At 57.2% G+C, this 14,013-nt stretch carries 15 protein-coding genes; 11 read left to right on the plus strand and 4 right to left on the minus strand.

Features of this window, described 5'->3' with window-relative positions; translation table 11 throughout:
- Nucleotides 1-21: 21 nt before the first annotated feature.
- The gene (locus B9Z39_RS04520) at nucleotides 22-1,119 is read right to left on the minus strand and encodes a sigma-54-dependent Fis family transcriptional regulator (RefSeq protein WP_100145406.1); all 1,098 of its coding nucleotides are present in this window, start codon (nucleotides 1,117-1,119) and stop codon (nucleotides 22-24) included.
- A 142-nt stretch (nucleotides 1,120-1,261) separates the two neighbouring features.
- Here B9Z39_RS04520 and B9Z39_RS04525 point away from each other — a divergent pair, with 142 nt between their 5' ends.
- From B9Z39_RS04525 to B9Z39_RS04545, 5 genes are read left to right on the plus strand one after another with little or no spacing between them, the layout of a single operon-like run.
- Nucleotides 1,262-1,780, plus strand: coding sequence for an LPP20 family lipoprotein (locus tag B9Z39_RS04525; RefSeq protein ID WP_100145408.1), 519 nt, complete (start codon nucleotides 1,262-1,264; stop codon nucleotides 1,778-1,780).
- Between the two features lie 23 nt (nucleotides 1,781-1,803).
- Nucleotides 1,804-2,895 carry a hypothetical protein gene (locus B9Z39_RS04530; RefSeq protein WP_108300857.1) on the plus strand — a complete coding sequence of 364 codons (1,092 nt, stop codon included), beginning with the start codon at nucleotides 1,804-1,806 and terminating at the stop codon, nucleotides 2,893-2,895.
- 8 nt (nucleotides 2,896-2,903) lie between these two features.
- Nucleotides 2,904-3,320 carry a FimV family protein gene (locus tag B9Z39_RS04535; RefSeq protein ID WP_146183276.1) on the plus strand — a complete coding sequence of 139 codons (417 nt, stop codon included), beginning with the start codon at nucleotides 2,904-2,906 and terminating at the stop codon, nucleotides 3,318-3,320.
- 1 nt (nucleotide 3,321) lies between these two features.
- Complete coding sequence (locus tag B9Z39_RS04540) at nucleotides 3,322-4,413, plus strand: hypothetical protein (protein WP_108300859.1); 1,092 nt, start codon at nucleotides 3,322-3,324, stop codon at nucleotides 4,411-4,413.
- Between the two features lie 17 nt (nucleotides 4,414-4,430).
- Nucleotides 4,431-4,706 (plus strand): EscU/YscU/HrcU family type III secretion system export apparatus switch protein, encoded by a 276-nt coding sequence (locus B9Z39_RS04545; protein WP_108300860.1) that lies wholly within the window; start codon nucleotides 4,431-4,433, stop codon nucleotides 4,704-4,706.
- Between the two features lies 1 nt (nucleotide 4,707).
- Here B9Z39_RS04545 and B9Z39_RS04550 read toward each other — a convergent pair whose 3' ends face one another.
- The 3 genes from B9Z39_RS04550 to flgA form a co-directional block, all read right to left on the minus strand.
- Entirely contained in the window at nucleotides 4,708-5,142 is a 435-nt protein-coding gene (locus B9Z39_RS04550; protein ID WP_100145417.1) for a flagellar export chaperone FlgN, read from the minus strand.
- 17 nt (nucleotides 5,143-5,159) lie between these two features.
- Nucleotides 5,160-5,480 carry a flagellar biosynthesis anti-sigma factor FlgM gene (flgM, locus tag B9Z39_RS04555; protein ID WP_100145419.1) on the minus strand — a complete coding sequence of 107 codons (321 nt, stop codon included), beginning with the start codon at nucleotides 5,478-5,480 and terminating at the stop codon, nucleotides 5,160-5,162.
- Between the two features lie 119 nt (nucleotides 5,481-5,599).
- Nucleotides 5,600-6,328 carry a flagellar basal body P-ring formation chaperone FlgA gene (gene flgA / locus B9Z39_RS04560; RefSeq protein ID WP_158269453.1) on the minus strand — a complete coding sequence of 243 codons (729 nt, stop codon included), beginning with the start codon at nucleotides 6,326-6,328 and terminating at the stop codon, nucleotides 5,600-5,602.
- Nucleotides 6,329-6,499: 171 nt separating this feature from the next.
- On the opposite strand from flgA, the gene B9Z39_RS04565 reads away from it, so the two are divergent.
- The 6 genes from B9Z39_RS04565 to B9Z39_RS04590 all read left to right on the plus strand — a co-directional run bounded on the left by B9Z39_RS04565 (nucleotide 6,500) and on the right by B9Z39_RS04590 (nucleotide 14,011).
- The gene (locus B9Z39_RS04565) at nucleotides 6,500-7,651 is read left to right on the plus strand and encodes a hypothetical protein (RefSeq protein ID WP_108300862.1); all 1,152 of its coding nucleotides are present in this window, start codon (nucleotides 6,500-6,502) and stop codon (nucleotides 7,649-7,651) included.
- Nucleotides 7,652-7,838: 187 nt separating this feature from the next.
- Entirely contained in the window at nucleotides 7,839-8,222 is a 384-nt protein-coding gene (flgB, locus tag B9Z39_RS04570; RefSeq protein WP_100145425.1) for a flagellar basal body rod protein FlgB, read from the plus strand.
- 6 nt (nucleotides 8,223-8,228) lie between these two features.
- Nucleotides 8,229-8,654 (plus strand): flagellar basal body rod protein FlgC, encoded by a 426-nt coding sequence (gene flgC, locus B9Z39_RS04575; protein WP_100145427.1) that lies wholly within the window; start codon nucleotides 8,229-8,231, stop codon nucleotides 8,652-8,654.
- A 25-nt stretch (nucleotides 8,655-8,679) separates the two neighbouring features.
- Nucleotides 8,680-9,390, plus strand: coding sequence for a flagellar hook assembly protein FlgD (locus B9Z39_RS04580; protein WP_108300863.1), 711 nt, complete (start codon nucleotides 8,680-8,682; stop codon nucleotides 9,388-9,390).
- 39 nt (nucleotides 9,391-9,429) lie between these two features.
- Nucleotides 9,430-13,212, plus strand: coding sequence for a flagellar hook-basal body complex protein (locus B9Z39_RS04585; protein WP_108300864.1), 3,783 nt, complete (start codon nucleotides 9,430-9,432; stop codon nucleotides 13,210-13,212).
- Nucleotides 13,213-13,246: 34 nt separating this feature from the next.
- Entirely contained in the window at nucleotides 13,247-14,011 is a 765-nt protein-coding gene (locus B9Z39_RS04590) for a flagellar basal body rod C-terminal domain-containing protein (protein ID WP_108300865.1), read from the plus strand.
- Nucleotides 14,012-14,013: the final 2 nt, after the last annotated feature.

Consider the following 14,013-nt stretch of genomic DNA (forward strand, 5'->3'; position numbering starts at 1 on the left):
CATTTCCTAGGTCGTGAGGGCTCAAGCCGCCCGTAACTCATATTTGTTGATCTTCTCAATCAAGGTGGTGCGTTGCAGGTTGAGCAACTTGGCCGTGCGTGACACATTGCCCGAGTTGCGCTCAAGCGCTTGCTCAATGATGCTGCGCTCGATTTGCGCCATGCGCTCTTTCAGAGACAAGCCCTCGGGTGGCAGATGCGGCATGCCTTGTGCCAGCATGATGATGCTTTCCACATCGTTTTCTTCTGATTCGGGTTGCTCTTGCATTTCCGCCAACACCTCGGGGGGCGGTGTCATTTCCAGCTTGGCCAGCAATGGTGCTTGGGCTTGCAGTTCGGCCTGCGCGCTCACCAAGCCTTTGGGCAGCAAGGTGGGTGGGATGGCGCGCAGGTCTAGCTCTTGGCCCGCGTACAAGGTGCTGAAGCGGTCAACCAGGTTGGAGAGTTCGCGCACATTGCCTGGCCAGGGGTACTTTTGCAAGGCCGCCATGAAGTCGGGTTTGAAGCGAATGGCTGGCTTGCCAAAGTTGACACATTTCTGCGCGTAAAAATTCAGCAGCTCAGCCACATCGGCGGCGCGTTCGCGCAACGGGGGCGTCACCACGGGCAACACATTCAAACGATAGTACAAATCTTCGCGGAAACGGCCAGCAGAAATTTCGTTCTCTAAATCGCGGTGTGTGGCGGCAATGACACGCACATCCACATGCACCTGTCGGGTTCCGCCAATCGGGTCGATGGTGCGTTCTTGCAAAACACGCAGCAATTTGACCTGCATGTCCAACGACATGTCGCCAATTTCGTCCAGAAAAATGGTACCCCCATGTGCCAATTCGAAGCGGCCCACACGGTCTGCCACAGCACCCGTGAAGGCACCTTTGCGGTGACCAAAGAGTTCACTTTCGAGTAGGTCTTTGGGGATGGCGGCGCAATTGATAGGCACAAAGTTCGCGCCACAGCGGTGTGACTGGTCATGCAACAAACGTGCAAGCAGCTCTTTTCCGGTACCACTTTCACCTGTGATCATGACCGTGGCATTCGAGTTTGCCATGGTGGCGACAAGGTCGCGCAAAGCTTGTGCTGACTCGCTCGAGCCGATGAAGTTGGTGATGGGTTTCATGTCAAAAATTCCTACACTGCATTGTCTGAAACTTCTCAAATTTCACAAGACAGAGAAAGTATTCATCGCTCATTCATCGCCTGAGTTAAAGATGCTTTGCTTGGTGTCGAATCGTGGGGGAGACCTATTCAAGGACAACGACATGAAATGCTTTACCTCTTCGGCGCTGGTTGCCGCAGCCTTGCTATTGGGCGGATGCTCTGCGTTCAAGTTCAACCATGTGCATGAGTGGAAAAACGACGAGTCCGCAGCCAACAGCGAGCGCAAGCCTGCTGAGCCCGTGGCCACCATGATCAGTCCCATGACCGACAAGCGTGAAACACTCATGGCCACCGGTTATGCCGTCATCAGCATTCAGAACCACCGACTCCCAGCACAACAACGCTTGCTCGCCATTCGTGCGTCCAAGCTGGATGCTTACCGTGCCTTGACCGAACAGGTCTACGGTCAACAACTCGATGCCAACACCACCGTGGCTGACATGACCGTGATGAGCGACACCTTCCGCGCGCGTGTCGAGGGTGTGATTTATGGTGCGGTGTTGGTCAGCATCACGCCGGTGGGCGACGACACATACGAGACCACCATGTCGCTCGATCGCAGCTTGGTCAACGACTTGCGTTCCCTGTATGTGGCGCATCTGACCAGCAAGCGTCGTTGAGTCTGAGACACCAAGGTTTGGTCATGTTCCATCGTCGTGTGTTTCCTCATGCATGGCTGCGTTGTGCGCAGGTGCTGCTGCTGTCGGCATGCTGTGCCCACGGTGTGCTGCACGCCGCTGAATTGAACCCAGAGCAACGCTTGCAAGCCATCCGCCAGGCGCTGGTGGAGGCTGCCATGAAAAGTAACACCCGTGTCAGTGCCACCAGTTGGATGGATTCCACCGGTGCACTGCGTGAGTTGAACCGCTTCTCGTCTGAAATCAAGGTCCGTGACTTGCAAGTCACGCGTTACGGACGTGACGAAGCACAAGAGCCCGAAGCCGAGATCCTGGCAGTGAGCACCCAAGCGGTTGAGCCCACACGATGCACAGCACCGCAAGCCAAATCTGCCTTGATGCATGTCATGTCACTGGGTCTGGACTTGTCACCCAGCCTGACTGCGAGTCAACGCTACATGGCACAGCAAGTGGGCCTCAGTGCGCGCCAGCGTGTGCTGCAGGCTGCCACGCAGGCGCAGCACTGGCGCGTGATGACGGAGCCTGTTTACCCTCGCACCTACGAGCGCTTGACCTACAGCCATGGCGAAGAAAAGGTGCAGTGGCACATGCAACTCACTGTGGCGCCTGCGCCGCCGGGTTTGAGCACCGACGACAGTGCAGCCTTCGTGTTGCTGTGGCATGTGCAAGCTCCCGGGCAACTGCATGCCATGCACAGTTCGCAAGACGTGTTGCTGGGGTCACCTGTTCCTGTCAGCGCGACCACCCCCAAGTTGGACACCGACATGCGTCAAGCCATCGATCAGGCCGTCACACGCATGGGTCGGGCGTTGGATATTCAGTTGTCGTGCGAGCCCCCCAGCATTGAAGTGACCCAAGGCGACAGCGGACGTTTGATGGTCAATGCCGGAGGACGCGCGGGCTTGCGAGTGGGGGACAAGCTGATGTTGTCCGATGCCCGTGTGCTGCCCAAGCACGCGCTGGAAGCGGGGGCGCTTGACGCGGCTGTCTTGGTCGAAGTCAAATCCGTCAGCCTCTACCAGGCTGAGCTCAAGCAAGTGGCGGGGCGAGCCCAGAAGTTTCAGGGCGCCTGGGTGGCATGGCCCTATACCTATTGATCATCCAGATGACTGTTGATTGGAAAACCGAGATGAAAGCGTTGTTTGTTGGGTCACGTTGGGTCTGTGTGAGCACATGCCTGGTGGTTGCGTCAGTGGCCCTGCCTGCATGGGCTCAGCCCAGCACCTACGAGGTCAAGCCGGGTGACACCGTCGAACAGGTCATTCGCTACACCATGGGCGACAGTCCGCTGAAAACATCGGTGTTGCGACAAGCCTTGATGGCACACAACCCGCAGGCCTTTACCCAATCCACGCCTCGCGTGCTGATTGCGGGTGCCATTCTCAAAGTGCCAAGCACGGAGAATCTCTTGCACCAGCAATTGCCCAGCAAATCGGCCACCCCAGCCGTGGCACCCGTGGGTGGCTACACCACCGCCGACATGAACATGAACGAGCGCAAAAACTGGGTGCGCTTTCCCTGACATGGCCATCCTCGGGCCCGAGGGCGTCAACCAGATCCCGCGTGTTGCACCCGTCCATTTGGACATGCGGCAGGTGTATGTCGAGGCGGCCGTCGCCCGCCAGCTGGGTTTGCACGATGGCCAAGTGGTTCAGGCTACGGCCGCTTTGCGGCACGATCAGCTCAAGCTGGTGCTCAATGAACATGTGTTCAACCTGCCCCTGTCGCCTTACATCAAAGAAGGTGACCTGGTGCAACTGCGTGCCCACCTGTTGCCCACCGGGCAATGGTCTTTGCAGCTCTTGCACTCGGGCAGTTTTGCGGGACACGACCCGCTCAATCCGGCACCCGCACAGCCTTCACGCCTGAACACCTTGTTATTTCAGCCCTCGGGCTTTGCCAATTGGCTGGGCTTGCTGCGTCCCGGGGTGTTGGAAGCCTTGCTCCCCGCTGGGCAAAGCCAAGGACTTTTAGAGCGCTTCAATGCCCAGCGTTTGTCCATGGCCAGTTTGCAGCCACAAACACTCAAGCGTTGGGTTCTCAAGCACACCAAATCGGCAGAGGCCAATTTGGCCGAAGGCGTGACCGTGCAAGACGATCCCAAAGTCTTGCTGCAATGGCTCCTCAACGCACAGGCCAGCGAAGACGCGCAAGAGACCCAGGCCAACTCAGACATGTTGCAACACGCCCTCGATGAGCTGGAAGGCGCACAGGTGCAGGCGGTACAAGACCTGCACAAGGGAGATGTCAATTTCTCCCTGGTGATTCCGTTTGCCGACGCCGACCCCCTGGAGATGCAGTTTGAGCGCCAAGGCCACAAGCCAGGTCAACCTCACAACCCGATGGTGGTGAACATGCACACGCACAGCCGAAGCTTGGGCGAGGTGTGGCTCAAGACCACCATCCGTCAAAACGCACAAGTGGACTTGACCATGTGGGCGGTCAAGGAAGAGGTGGCATCACTGGCCCGCTTCAACGCCAGCGAGCTGACCTACGAGTTGGAGAGCGCAGGCTTGGTGATGGGGAGTTTTCAAATCTTCAATGCCCGACGTCCCGACAGCCAGCCCGTGCGCGAGCCAGTGGACCACGGCGCCCTCATTGACACGCGGGTGTAAGAACCGTTGTTGACCCTATGAATCCCAAACCCTACACAGAAGCCGTGGCCCTGGAATATGGCCGCAACAAAACCCCGGTGGTCAGTGTCAAGGGCGATGGTGAGCTGGCGCAGCGCATTGTGCGAGAAGCCCAGCGTCAGGGGGTGTATGTGACCGAAGACCCACGCTTGCTGGCCATGCTGAGCCGACTCGATGTGGGGCAAGAAATTCCAGCCGACATGTTCAATGCCGTGGCGGTGATTTTGTCTTGGGTGTACTGGCTCAAGGGCATGCAGCCCGGCGACGAGAAATGAATCAAGCGTCGCTGTAACCGCGCCCGCGCCCACGCCGCGTGCGTGAGAGCTGACCGAGGCGGTCATAGATTTCGACCGTGCTGGTCGGGTCCTGGACCTGCAAACTTTGCAGGGCACCACGGATGGCGTCAATTTTTCGATGGATCAACACTTCGTTGCGGCGATGCAAGTCGCGGCAATGCACCATGTGTGCTTTGAAGCCGTCCCACTCGGGGCTCAAAGCGTCCGCAGACTCAGGGCCTTGAATGTCTGCGAGTTGCGTGAGCTCTTGCAGCAGGGCGTTCTTGCGCACTTGGGTGGCCTCAAAGGCATCCAAGTTTTGCGCTTTCAGGTGCTCGAACTCAGTTTCCAACAAGGCTTCGAGTTCGCCAGCCACAGCCAAAGCACGCGACAGGTTGTCGCTTAGTGCTTCAGCGCTGGCTACGGAGCTGTGCATGTTCAGTCAGAGACCGTTCAGTTCGAGATCATTTTTTCCAGCGCCACAAAGCTCTCGGCGATGCGGCGTGGATTGATGGGGTAGTTGCCATCTTTGATCGCTTGCTTGATGGATTCCACCTTGGCGCGGTCAAAGTCCGGCTGTGCCATGACTTTCTGGGCAACGTTGCTCAAACTCACTTTGTCTGCTCCGGCTGCTGCCTTGTCAGGCGCTTGCGTGGTGGACTCTTCTTTGCTTTGTGCGGCTGAAGAGCTTTTCTTGTCGACCTTATCGATGGCGCTGCGCATTGCAGCATTCGATTGGGCCATTCGTCCGTAGTTCGAAATAGCGTCACTCATGATGTTCTCTCTTTCTTGAACCCGTCAAAGCGGGTCAAAACCTTTTCACAACACTTCAATCGACCCCAAATTCTAGAACTTGAGGGCTTTTTTTGAATTCTTTTCGAGGCTAACACTTTTCACCTCAGTCGAGCCGTATTGGGCCCAGTGATCACTGCTGTCAAAGATCGACCCGACTCGCTGTTTTTCAAGCGAATTTGCTCACCCAAACCACCATCTTGCAAAGATTCTGCGCGCATGGTGATTAAAAAGCCTTGTCCGGCTCCAGCGGTGACCTGAACTTCTTGACCGCGCTTGACCAGAACGGCCATTTTGAGGTCATAAGTTTTCAAAGGGGTGTTGGGTGTCAGATCACGCACCAGCTCCATGTTGGCAATCAACTGGGGGTCGATGATCAATTGGCTCTCCATCCCCGCAGCGGGCATCTCGGCCATGCTGAACATGGACGGGCTGAGTTGGGTGCCGCGCTTCAACAATTCCTTGCTCACCAAAACTTTGTGCAACACGGGCGCTGCAGGCCCCCCGCGTGTGACCACGGCAGGTTCAGCGCCCTGGTTCAAGGTCACATACAACTGCCATTGCGGTTGTGGGCAGCGCACACGCACCGACGGTTGGCCTGGAAAGGGTTGGTCAAATTGCAGGGTTTGTTGACAGTTTTGCACGTTGATGCGGCTGTCCAGTGGTGCCACGTGCACGGTTTTGCCCTGGAAAGCAGGGGCGCTGGCCGCCCATTGCAGCGCTTGTTTTTGCAGCACATCGAAGGCGCTGGGTGGGGCTTGGTTGGGTTCTGCCGCAGCTGCCTCGGTCAGGCTGAGCGCCCACCACAGCAGGCTTGCAAGCGCCAGCATCCATCCCCAGCGCCTGGCCTGGAGGGCAGGGCGACTGTCGGAATTTATTAGGCACAGCACTTGCATATTCATTCGGGTCTGGTGTTGATTTTTTGACTTTTTTCGAAAGACCTTCACCCTGTTGCAAGAACGAGACCAGCTTTTTTAACCACGGACTTCACAAGGCCAGCCATGCGATTTGATCCGCCCACGACCCCCACGGTGACCAACACCGATGCCTCTGGCTTCCCCCAGCTGGCTCGCAGTCCCTTGGCGTTCGCGCGCTCGGCGCCTGCCTTCACGCGCGCACTGGCTGCCGCCCAGCCGCAACCCAGTGGCGATCTGGTGGTGCCTGCGGGTTTGTCAGCCAGCCTGTCCACAGGTTCAGCGCCCGTGGCCAATGCCGCCCCTTGGAATATTTCGGTCCAGGCGGGTCAAACCTTGAGTGGCATCGTGCGCGATCAAATGGCGTCGCGGGGTGTCAGTATTTCCAACAACGAGGCCATGCGTTTGTCGCAAAGCGTGGCGCGCGCCAACAACATCAACAACGCCAACCTGATTCATCCCGGTCAGCGCGTGAGCCTGGACAGCCTGACCCCCTTGGTCAATCAGGCCCAGGCGGCTTACAACGCCAAAGCCGTCACGGCTGGCAACAACGCCTCGACCACCACCGCATTGGCAGGAACGGCTCAGGTGCAACTGTTGTCACGCATGGACCGTAGCAACAACCCGGTGTTGGAGAAAACCATCGTCCGTGCGGTTGAAAAAGGCTTCATTCCCGCGCAAGACAAACAAGCCGTGATGAACAAAATTGTGCAGTTGTCAGAGCAACACCGCTTTGCGCCCGATGACTTTGCCCGTCTCACCTTGATGGAGAGCGATGGCATGAATCCCAAAGCCAGCAACAGCCGCTGTCACGGCATCATCCAGTTTTGCGATGGTCCTGACCGTGGTGCGGCCAGTGCAGGGTTCGGCGCCAACCCCAAAGCGATTCTTGGCCACAGCGTCTTGAAGCAACTCGACCTGGTGGACAAATACTTTGAAGACACCGGGCTGAAAAACTTTGGCCCTGTGGGTTTGGATGATTTGTATTTGACCGTGCTCACGCCCTCCGCGCGCAACGAAACGCGTCCCAATGTGGCGCTCAACATTCCAGGCCAGCAAGCGGCTTACCTGCACGTCAACCGCGACACGCGCGCGCCCATCACACGCAACTCCATCTTGGCGGGCTTGCACCAAAACGCCAACGAGCGCTTGGGAACCGATGTGGCTCAGCGCAACAGCTTGCAAGCCGCGCGCATGAGCGCATATGCCGCGCAAGCGGTGGTCACCGAAGTGAACTGAAGCACGCGAGCCGCTTGAACCAAGCCCAGACGTGGGGCTCGGGCTGAGAGCGGCAACACAGCGGCAAGTTGTTGCCGCAAACAGCGTCAAAAACACTTGGCACATCTTTTGCACCCATCGACATGAAGCCTCACAACTTGAGGTTAGGTGTCAATGAATTGGAGTCAATCCAGATGGGAGCTGTGTGATGGATGTTTTTTCAAACGCATTTGGAATACACGAGAAAGCGTTGGGCGTGCGCAGCCAGCGCATGGAAGTGTTGGCGCGCAACATCGCCAACGCGGACACGCCCAACTACAAAGCGCAAGACGTTGACTTCAAGGCCATGCTCAAAGAAGCCAAGACCGAGTACTTGACGGCCACCAACGAAAAACATTTCGCGGGTATTCAAGAAGCACCTGACAACGGCATGCGCTACCGCACGCCTTTCAACAGTTCGTTTGACGGCAACACGGTCGAGATGAACGTTGAACAAGCCCAATACGGTAAGGCGGCCACGGACTACCAGGCCACCTTGCAATTTTTACAAAACCGCATCGGCGGTCTGCGCAAAGCCATGCGCGGGGAGTGATGACACATGCAACTCGATAACGTCTTTGGCATTGCAGGCACGGCGCTCAACGCGCAGTCCATCCGCATGAACACTACGGCCTCGAACTTGGCCAACGCCAACTCGGTGGCGGGCAGCGAGGCCGAGGCCTTCCGTGGCAAACGCCCCCTTTTCAAGGCCTTGATGAAAGAAGAGATGACCCACGCGGGCGCGCAATTCGTCGGCGGCGTCAAGGTGGACCGCATCGTGGACGACACCGCGCCTGTGCGCAAAACCTGGGAGCCGGGTAACCCGTTGGCTGACAAAGAAGGCTATGTCTTTCACTCCAACGTGAACGAAATGTCTGAGATGGTCGACATGATGGCCGCCTCGCGCTCTTACCAAAACAACGTCGAGGTGGTCAACACCGCCCGACAACTGATGTCGCGCACCCTCGACATCATCAAAAGCTAACAGCTAACGCTGCGGAGAAACACACATGGCGATTGACACCACTTCCAGTCTGAGCGCATTGCCCAGCAACATCATGAGCACGGCGCAGTACAAGGCACAGCAAGATGCTGCCAAGTCTGCGGCTGCCACCAAGGGCATGGGCCAAGACGCTTTCCTCAAGCTGTTCACCACACAGTTGACCAACCAGGACCCCACCGACCCTGTCAAGAACGAAGCCTTCGTGGCCCAGTTGGCGCAGTTCTCGCAACTCGAAGCCACCACCGCCATGAAGACCAGCATGGAAAACATGGCGGCTTCCATGAGTGGTGACCGCATGCTGGGTGCCGCTTCCTTGATTGGTAAAACGGTTTCGGTGCCCGATGGCCCGGTTGCCGTCACCGACACCACGGTGGCGCAAGGCGTGATCAATTTGCCCACGGGCGCCGACGGCATCAAGTTACAAGTCTTCAACGACAAAGGCGCCTTGGTTCGCTCGCAAATCATCGGCGCACAGCCAGTGGGCGACTTCACCTTGGCCTGGGACGGCATGACCGATGGCGGTGCTGCGGCACCCAACGGCACCTACCGCTATGTCGCCACGGTCAACAGCGCTGGTAAATCAACCACCCCCACCGTCAACACCTATGCCACGGTGCGCAGTGTCAGCAGCTCGTCCACGGGCGACGGCACCTTGTTGTTGGAAGTCGATGGCGGCAAAACCGTCAATTTGGCAGACGTCAAACGCGTCGGTTCCTGATTCGAAGATTTAAGAATTTCTCACTGGAGTTAAAGCACCATGTCTTTTTATACCTCTCTGACCGGCTTGAACGCCGCCACTGCCCAGTTGGGTGTGACCGCCAACAACATCGCCAACGTGAGTACCGTTGGTTTCAAGCGCAGCCGCGCTGACTTTGGTGACATTTTTGCCACCTCGCCTTTGCAAAAAGCCTCTTCGACCATCGGTCAAGGTGTGTCGCTCAAGCGTGTGACGCAAGAGTTCGGGCAGGGCAATATGACCTTCTCGTCCAACACCTTGGACTTGGCGATCAGCGGCGACGGTTTCTTTCCGCTGAAATCGCAAGACGGTTTCCAAGACATCTTCACGCGCAACGGCTCGTTCATGATGAACGACCAATACAACGTGGTGAACTCGGCAGGTCAACGTTTGATGGCGGCGTCCGTCGACTCGTCCGGCAAGGCCAACTTGACCGACATGAATGTGTTGACCATTCCGCAAAAAACCACCGGCATGGCCACGCAGACCAGCAAGGTGCAATTGGGTCTGAACTTCCCGGCTGACGCGCCGGTGATCAAAGCAGATTTCAACCGCAACGACCCCACCACCTACAACAAAAGCACAGCGTTGACGGTGTATGACGGCGGTGGTAACGGTTACCTGGCCACGGTGTATTACGTCAAAACACAAAACGCGAGCCAAGCAACGCCCAACAACAAATGGCAAACCTTTGTCTATGTGGGTGACCAGTTGGTCGATGCCTCTTTGCAGCAAGCCACCAACAAGACCGGTGACTTGATGTTTGTCAACAAATACGGCGAACTCAAAGCGAAGGGTGACTTCAAATCAGCGGAAGACATTGCCGCCTTGAACAGCAGCTTCTCCAAGAAAACCTACAAATTTTCGCTTGACCAGTTGAACGATGTGCGCACCTCTCAGCCCGCAGCCATCACTGGCGGCAGCGCCATCAACCTGGGTACTGGCTCCAACGACGGCGTGGACTTTTCCACCTACAACGATTTGAACAAATCCGACTTGCTGTGGAAGCAAGGCAGCAGCGCGGTGACCTACGCTTTGAGCACCGGCAGCTTGGCCACCACGGACTCCGTGTCTTTGACCTTCGGCAGTCCGACTACAAAAACCATTTCTGTCCCGGTGGCCGCGTCCACCGAATTGACCACAGCCGCCATGGCCAAGGCCTTGAATGCTGACTCCGACTTTGGCGCTAAATACGTGGCCCAAGTGCCCACCACAGCGACTTTGACTGGCGTGTCTTTTGGCTCTACGCCCGCTGCGGGCGACTTCTCCAGCTTTTCCATGACCTTGGGCGGCAAACCCATCAGCATCAGCAACCTCGCACCGGTGTCAGGCTCCCTGACCTCGTTGGCCGCTGAGTTGGAAACTCGCTTGCGTCGGGAAGACGGCGGCAAAACAGACATCAGTGTGAGCGTGAACGGCAGCAACCTCAACATTGTGGATGCCTCGGGTCGCCTCATCACCACCGCCGCACTGACCAAGACCGTGGCTTCTGCGGCCATTGGCACCTCCACCTTCTCCAGCGGAGAGCTCAAAATCACGGCCATCGACCCCAATGTGTCTGCCACTGCCATTGCAGCAGACATCGCCGTGTCCCAGGCTGGAACGCCCATCGCCACGGGCTTCATCACACCCAACGACACGCCCTACCCGCGTAGCCAAGCAGGCTATGTGTTGACGGCTGCGAGTTCTCCATTCAAAGCCACCTTTGGTCCAGATGCAGCGCCCATCACGGTCACCGGTACCAGTGTGGCTGCCTTTGCCCAAAGCTTGAACGACGAAGCGACTTTTGCCCAGTCTTACAAAGCCAGTGTGTTGCCCGATGGCGTGACCTTGGTCGTCACGGCCTTAGACCCCACCACCGCCAACGCTGCGGCGATCACCACTGCCCTGAATATTTCTCAAACCCCATCTGGGGGCAGCTTCACCCCAGTCCTCAGCTCGACAGCTTCAGCCAGTGGACCGACCTTCAACGGACGGCCCGCTGACGCCAACTTCGCAGGTAAGAAAAGCGTTGACGATTTGAAAGACCTGTTCTCTATCAACATTGACAACTCGATCGACCCAGTGACGGTGGGCCTGGAGAGCTTGGTGGGTAAAAACTTGCGACTGTCGGGTGCTCAAATTGCAGCCGAGTTGACCAATGCCATCAACCGTGCCTATGGCGACGAAAAGCCTTTCAACTTTTCGTCTTTGATTGGCCCAACCCTTTCAATCCAACTCACCCCAGCCAACGGGTCGACGCCCCCAGCCAAGCTCGACATTGACTTGTCGCAAGCGGGTGACGCCAGCCACAACATGCGTTACGAAGACTTGGTCAAGTCTGTGCAGTCGGTGGTGGACGCCAACCCAGCTTACAAAGGCATTGTGGTCTCCTACGACACGGTGACACAAAAATTGGTGTTCACGCCAGGTGGCAACGACAAGGTGACCATCAGCAGCATTCAAAGCTCGATTGGCTTGACCAATCCTGCCGTGCAAGGCGTCAACGATGACAACGTGGGCATCAGCTTGAGCCCCTCTGCATCGGCCAGTTCTTACCGTGCCGTCAACGATGAACGCTTTGGTGCCAAGGTCGAGTACGACGCGGTCAAAGGTGCGTTTGTGTTCAAGTCCGGCACCACAGGTGACGCCTCCAGCGTGATCATCTCCAGCATCAAACCCAATAGCTTGGCAACCCAAAGCTCTAAAGGTCTGGGCATGACAGGGGATGCCAACAACTATGTGGTCAAACCCTCCAAGGTGGACGCCATGCGCGGCATCAGTTCTTTGCCAGCGGTGCTCAATGGCAACGCCATGGCGGTGAACGTCGACAACAACTTCTCGGTGGATGACACCAACAACAAATTCGTGGTCTCGGTCAATGGCGTGACGGGCACGGTGGTCGTACCCCCCAAAGACACCTACACCTTGGGTACCTTCATGGAAGCCCTGCAATCAGGCATCAACAGCTTGCAAGGCCCGTCTGTCGATGGCGCTACCCCGCAAACGGTAGATGGTGTCAAGGTGACTTTCGACTCGAAGAAAAATGCCCTGGTGTTCACCACCGGCACGGCATCCACCGAGTCCTACATCAAGGTCACAGGCGATTCGCGTTGGGGCTTGGACGGTTTGGATGCCCAGTTCGGTAAAACCACCACGTGGATCAAACCCACCCCATTCAAGGACGCGAAAAACGCCACGGTGTACATCGACGGTTTCGGCAAAGAGTCTTCTACGGCTGCGGGCTTTGATGTCTTGCCCGAGTGGTCACCGGTTTACTTCGACAAAGGCGAGCTGACCTTTGACACGGCCGGTAACTTGGTCTCTCCCAAACAAGGCGCACAACTCGATACCGTGTATCTGCCAAACGGTAAAGGTTCTTTGACCATCAACATCGACTACTCCAAGTCGACCCAGTTCGCCTCGCCCTATGCGGTGTTGTCGCAGTCGCAAGACGGCGCACCCGAAGGTGACCTGGTGGGCTTGGCCATCAAGGACGATGGCTTGGTCAACGCCAGCTATTCCAACGGCGCACAAAAGTCGCTCGGCAAAGTGGTGTTGGTGAACTTCTCCAACCCCACGGGCTTGCGCCAGATTGGCGACACCAGTTACTACAAAACCTCTGACTCCGGCACGCCTAAGTACGGTGAGGCAGGTTCAGCTGGTTACGGCACGGTGCGCTCGGGCGCGACCGAGCGTGCCAACGTGGACTTGACGCAAGAGCTGGTGGACCTGATCACCGAGCAACGTAACTTCCAGGCCAACGCCAAAGCGATTGAGACCAGCACCTCGCTGACCTCGACCATCATTCAAATCCGTAACTAAGCGGATTGACGCACGCATCGACTGAAAGAGTGACATGGACCGCTTAGCCTTTAACGCGATGGCCGCGATCAACGAAGAGCGCATTGGGCGCCATCAGTTGTCCAACGACATCGCCAACGTGTCCACCGTGGGTTTCAAAAGAACCTTCGAAGTCACGTTGCAGCCGCACCAAGCCGTGGGCGAGGGCTTTGACTCACGCCTACAGCCGCGCATGTATGCCAACGACCAAATCATTTTGGACCCCGGTCCTTTGATGGTCACCGGGCGTGACTTGGACGTGGCCATGAACCACAAGACCGTGTTGGGTGTGACCGCCAGCAACGGTGAGTTGGCTTTCACACGGCGCGGTGACTTGAAGGTCAACGCCAATGGCGTGCTGGAAACCGGCTCGGGCCACATTGTGCGCAGCCAAGATGGTGGGCCCATCACCGTGCCGCAAGGCTTCAAGCTGTCGTTTGGCTCAGACGGCAACCTCTACGCCATCGACCCGGCCCAGCAAGGTGTGCCGCAACAACAAGTCATTGCACAGCTCCTGCTCAAGGACGCCAGCGACACCGCCTTGGCCAAACGTGAAGACGGCTTGTTCAAAGTTGACGGAAAACCCGCTGGCACAGACTTTGCAAGTGGTACAGGGCCAGTTTCTTTGACACCGCAGGCCCTAGAGGGCAGCAGCGTCAATCCAATGGCATCGATGGTCAAGCTGATTGAACAGAGCCGCTCGTTTGAGCATCAGGTTCGAATCATCAAAGAAAGCAAGTCCAACGACGAGTCCGGCGCTTCCATGATGAAGGTCGGCTGAAT

Origin of the sequence: Limnohabitans sp. JirII-29 (genome assembly GCF_003063395.1) — a bacterium.
Taxonomy (GTDB): domain Bacteria; phylum Pseudomonadota; class Gammaproteobacteria; order Burkholderiales; family Burkholderiaceae_C; genus Limnohabitans.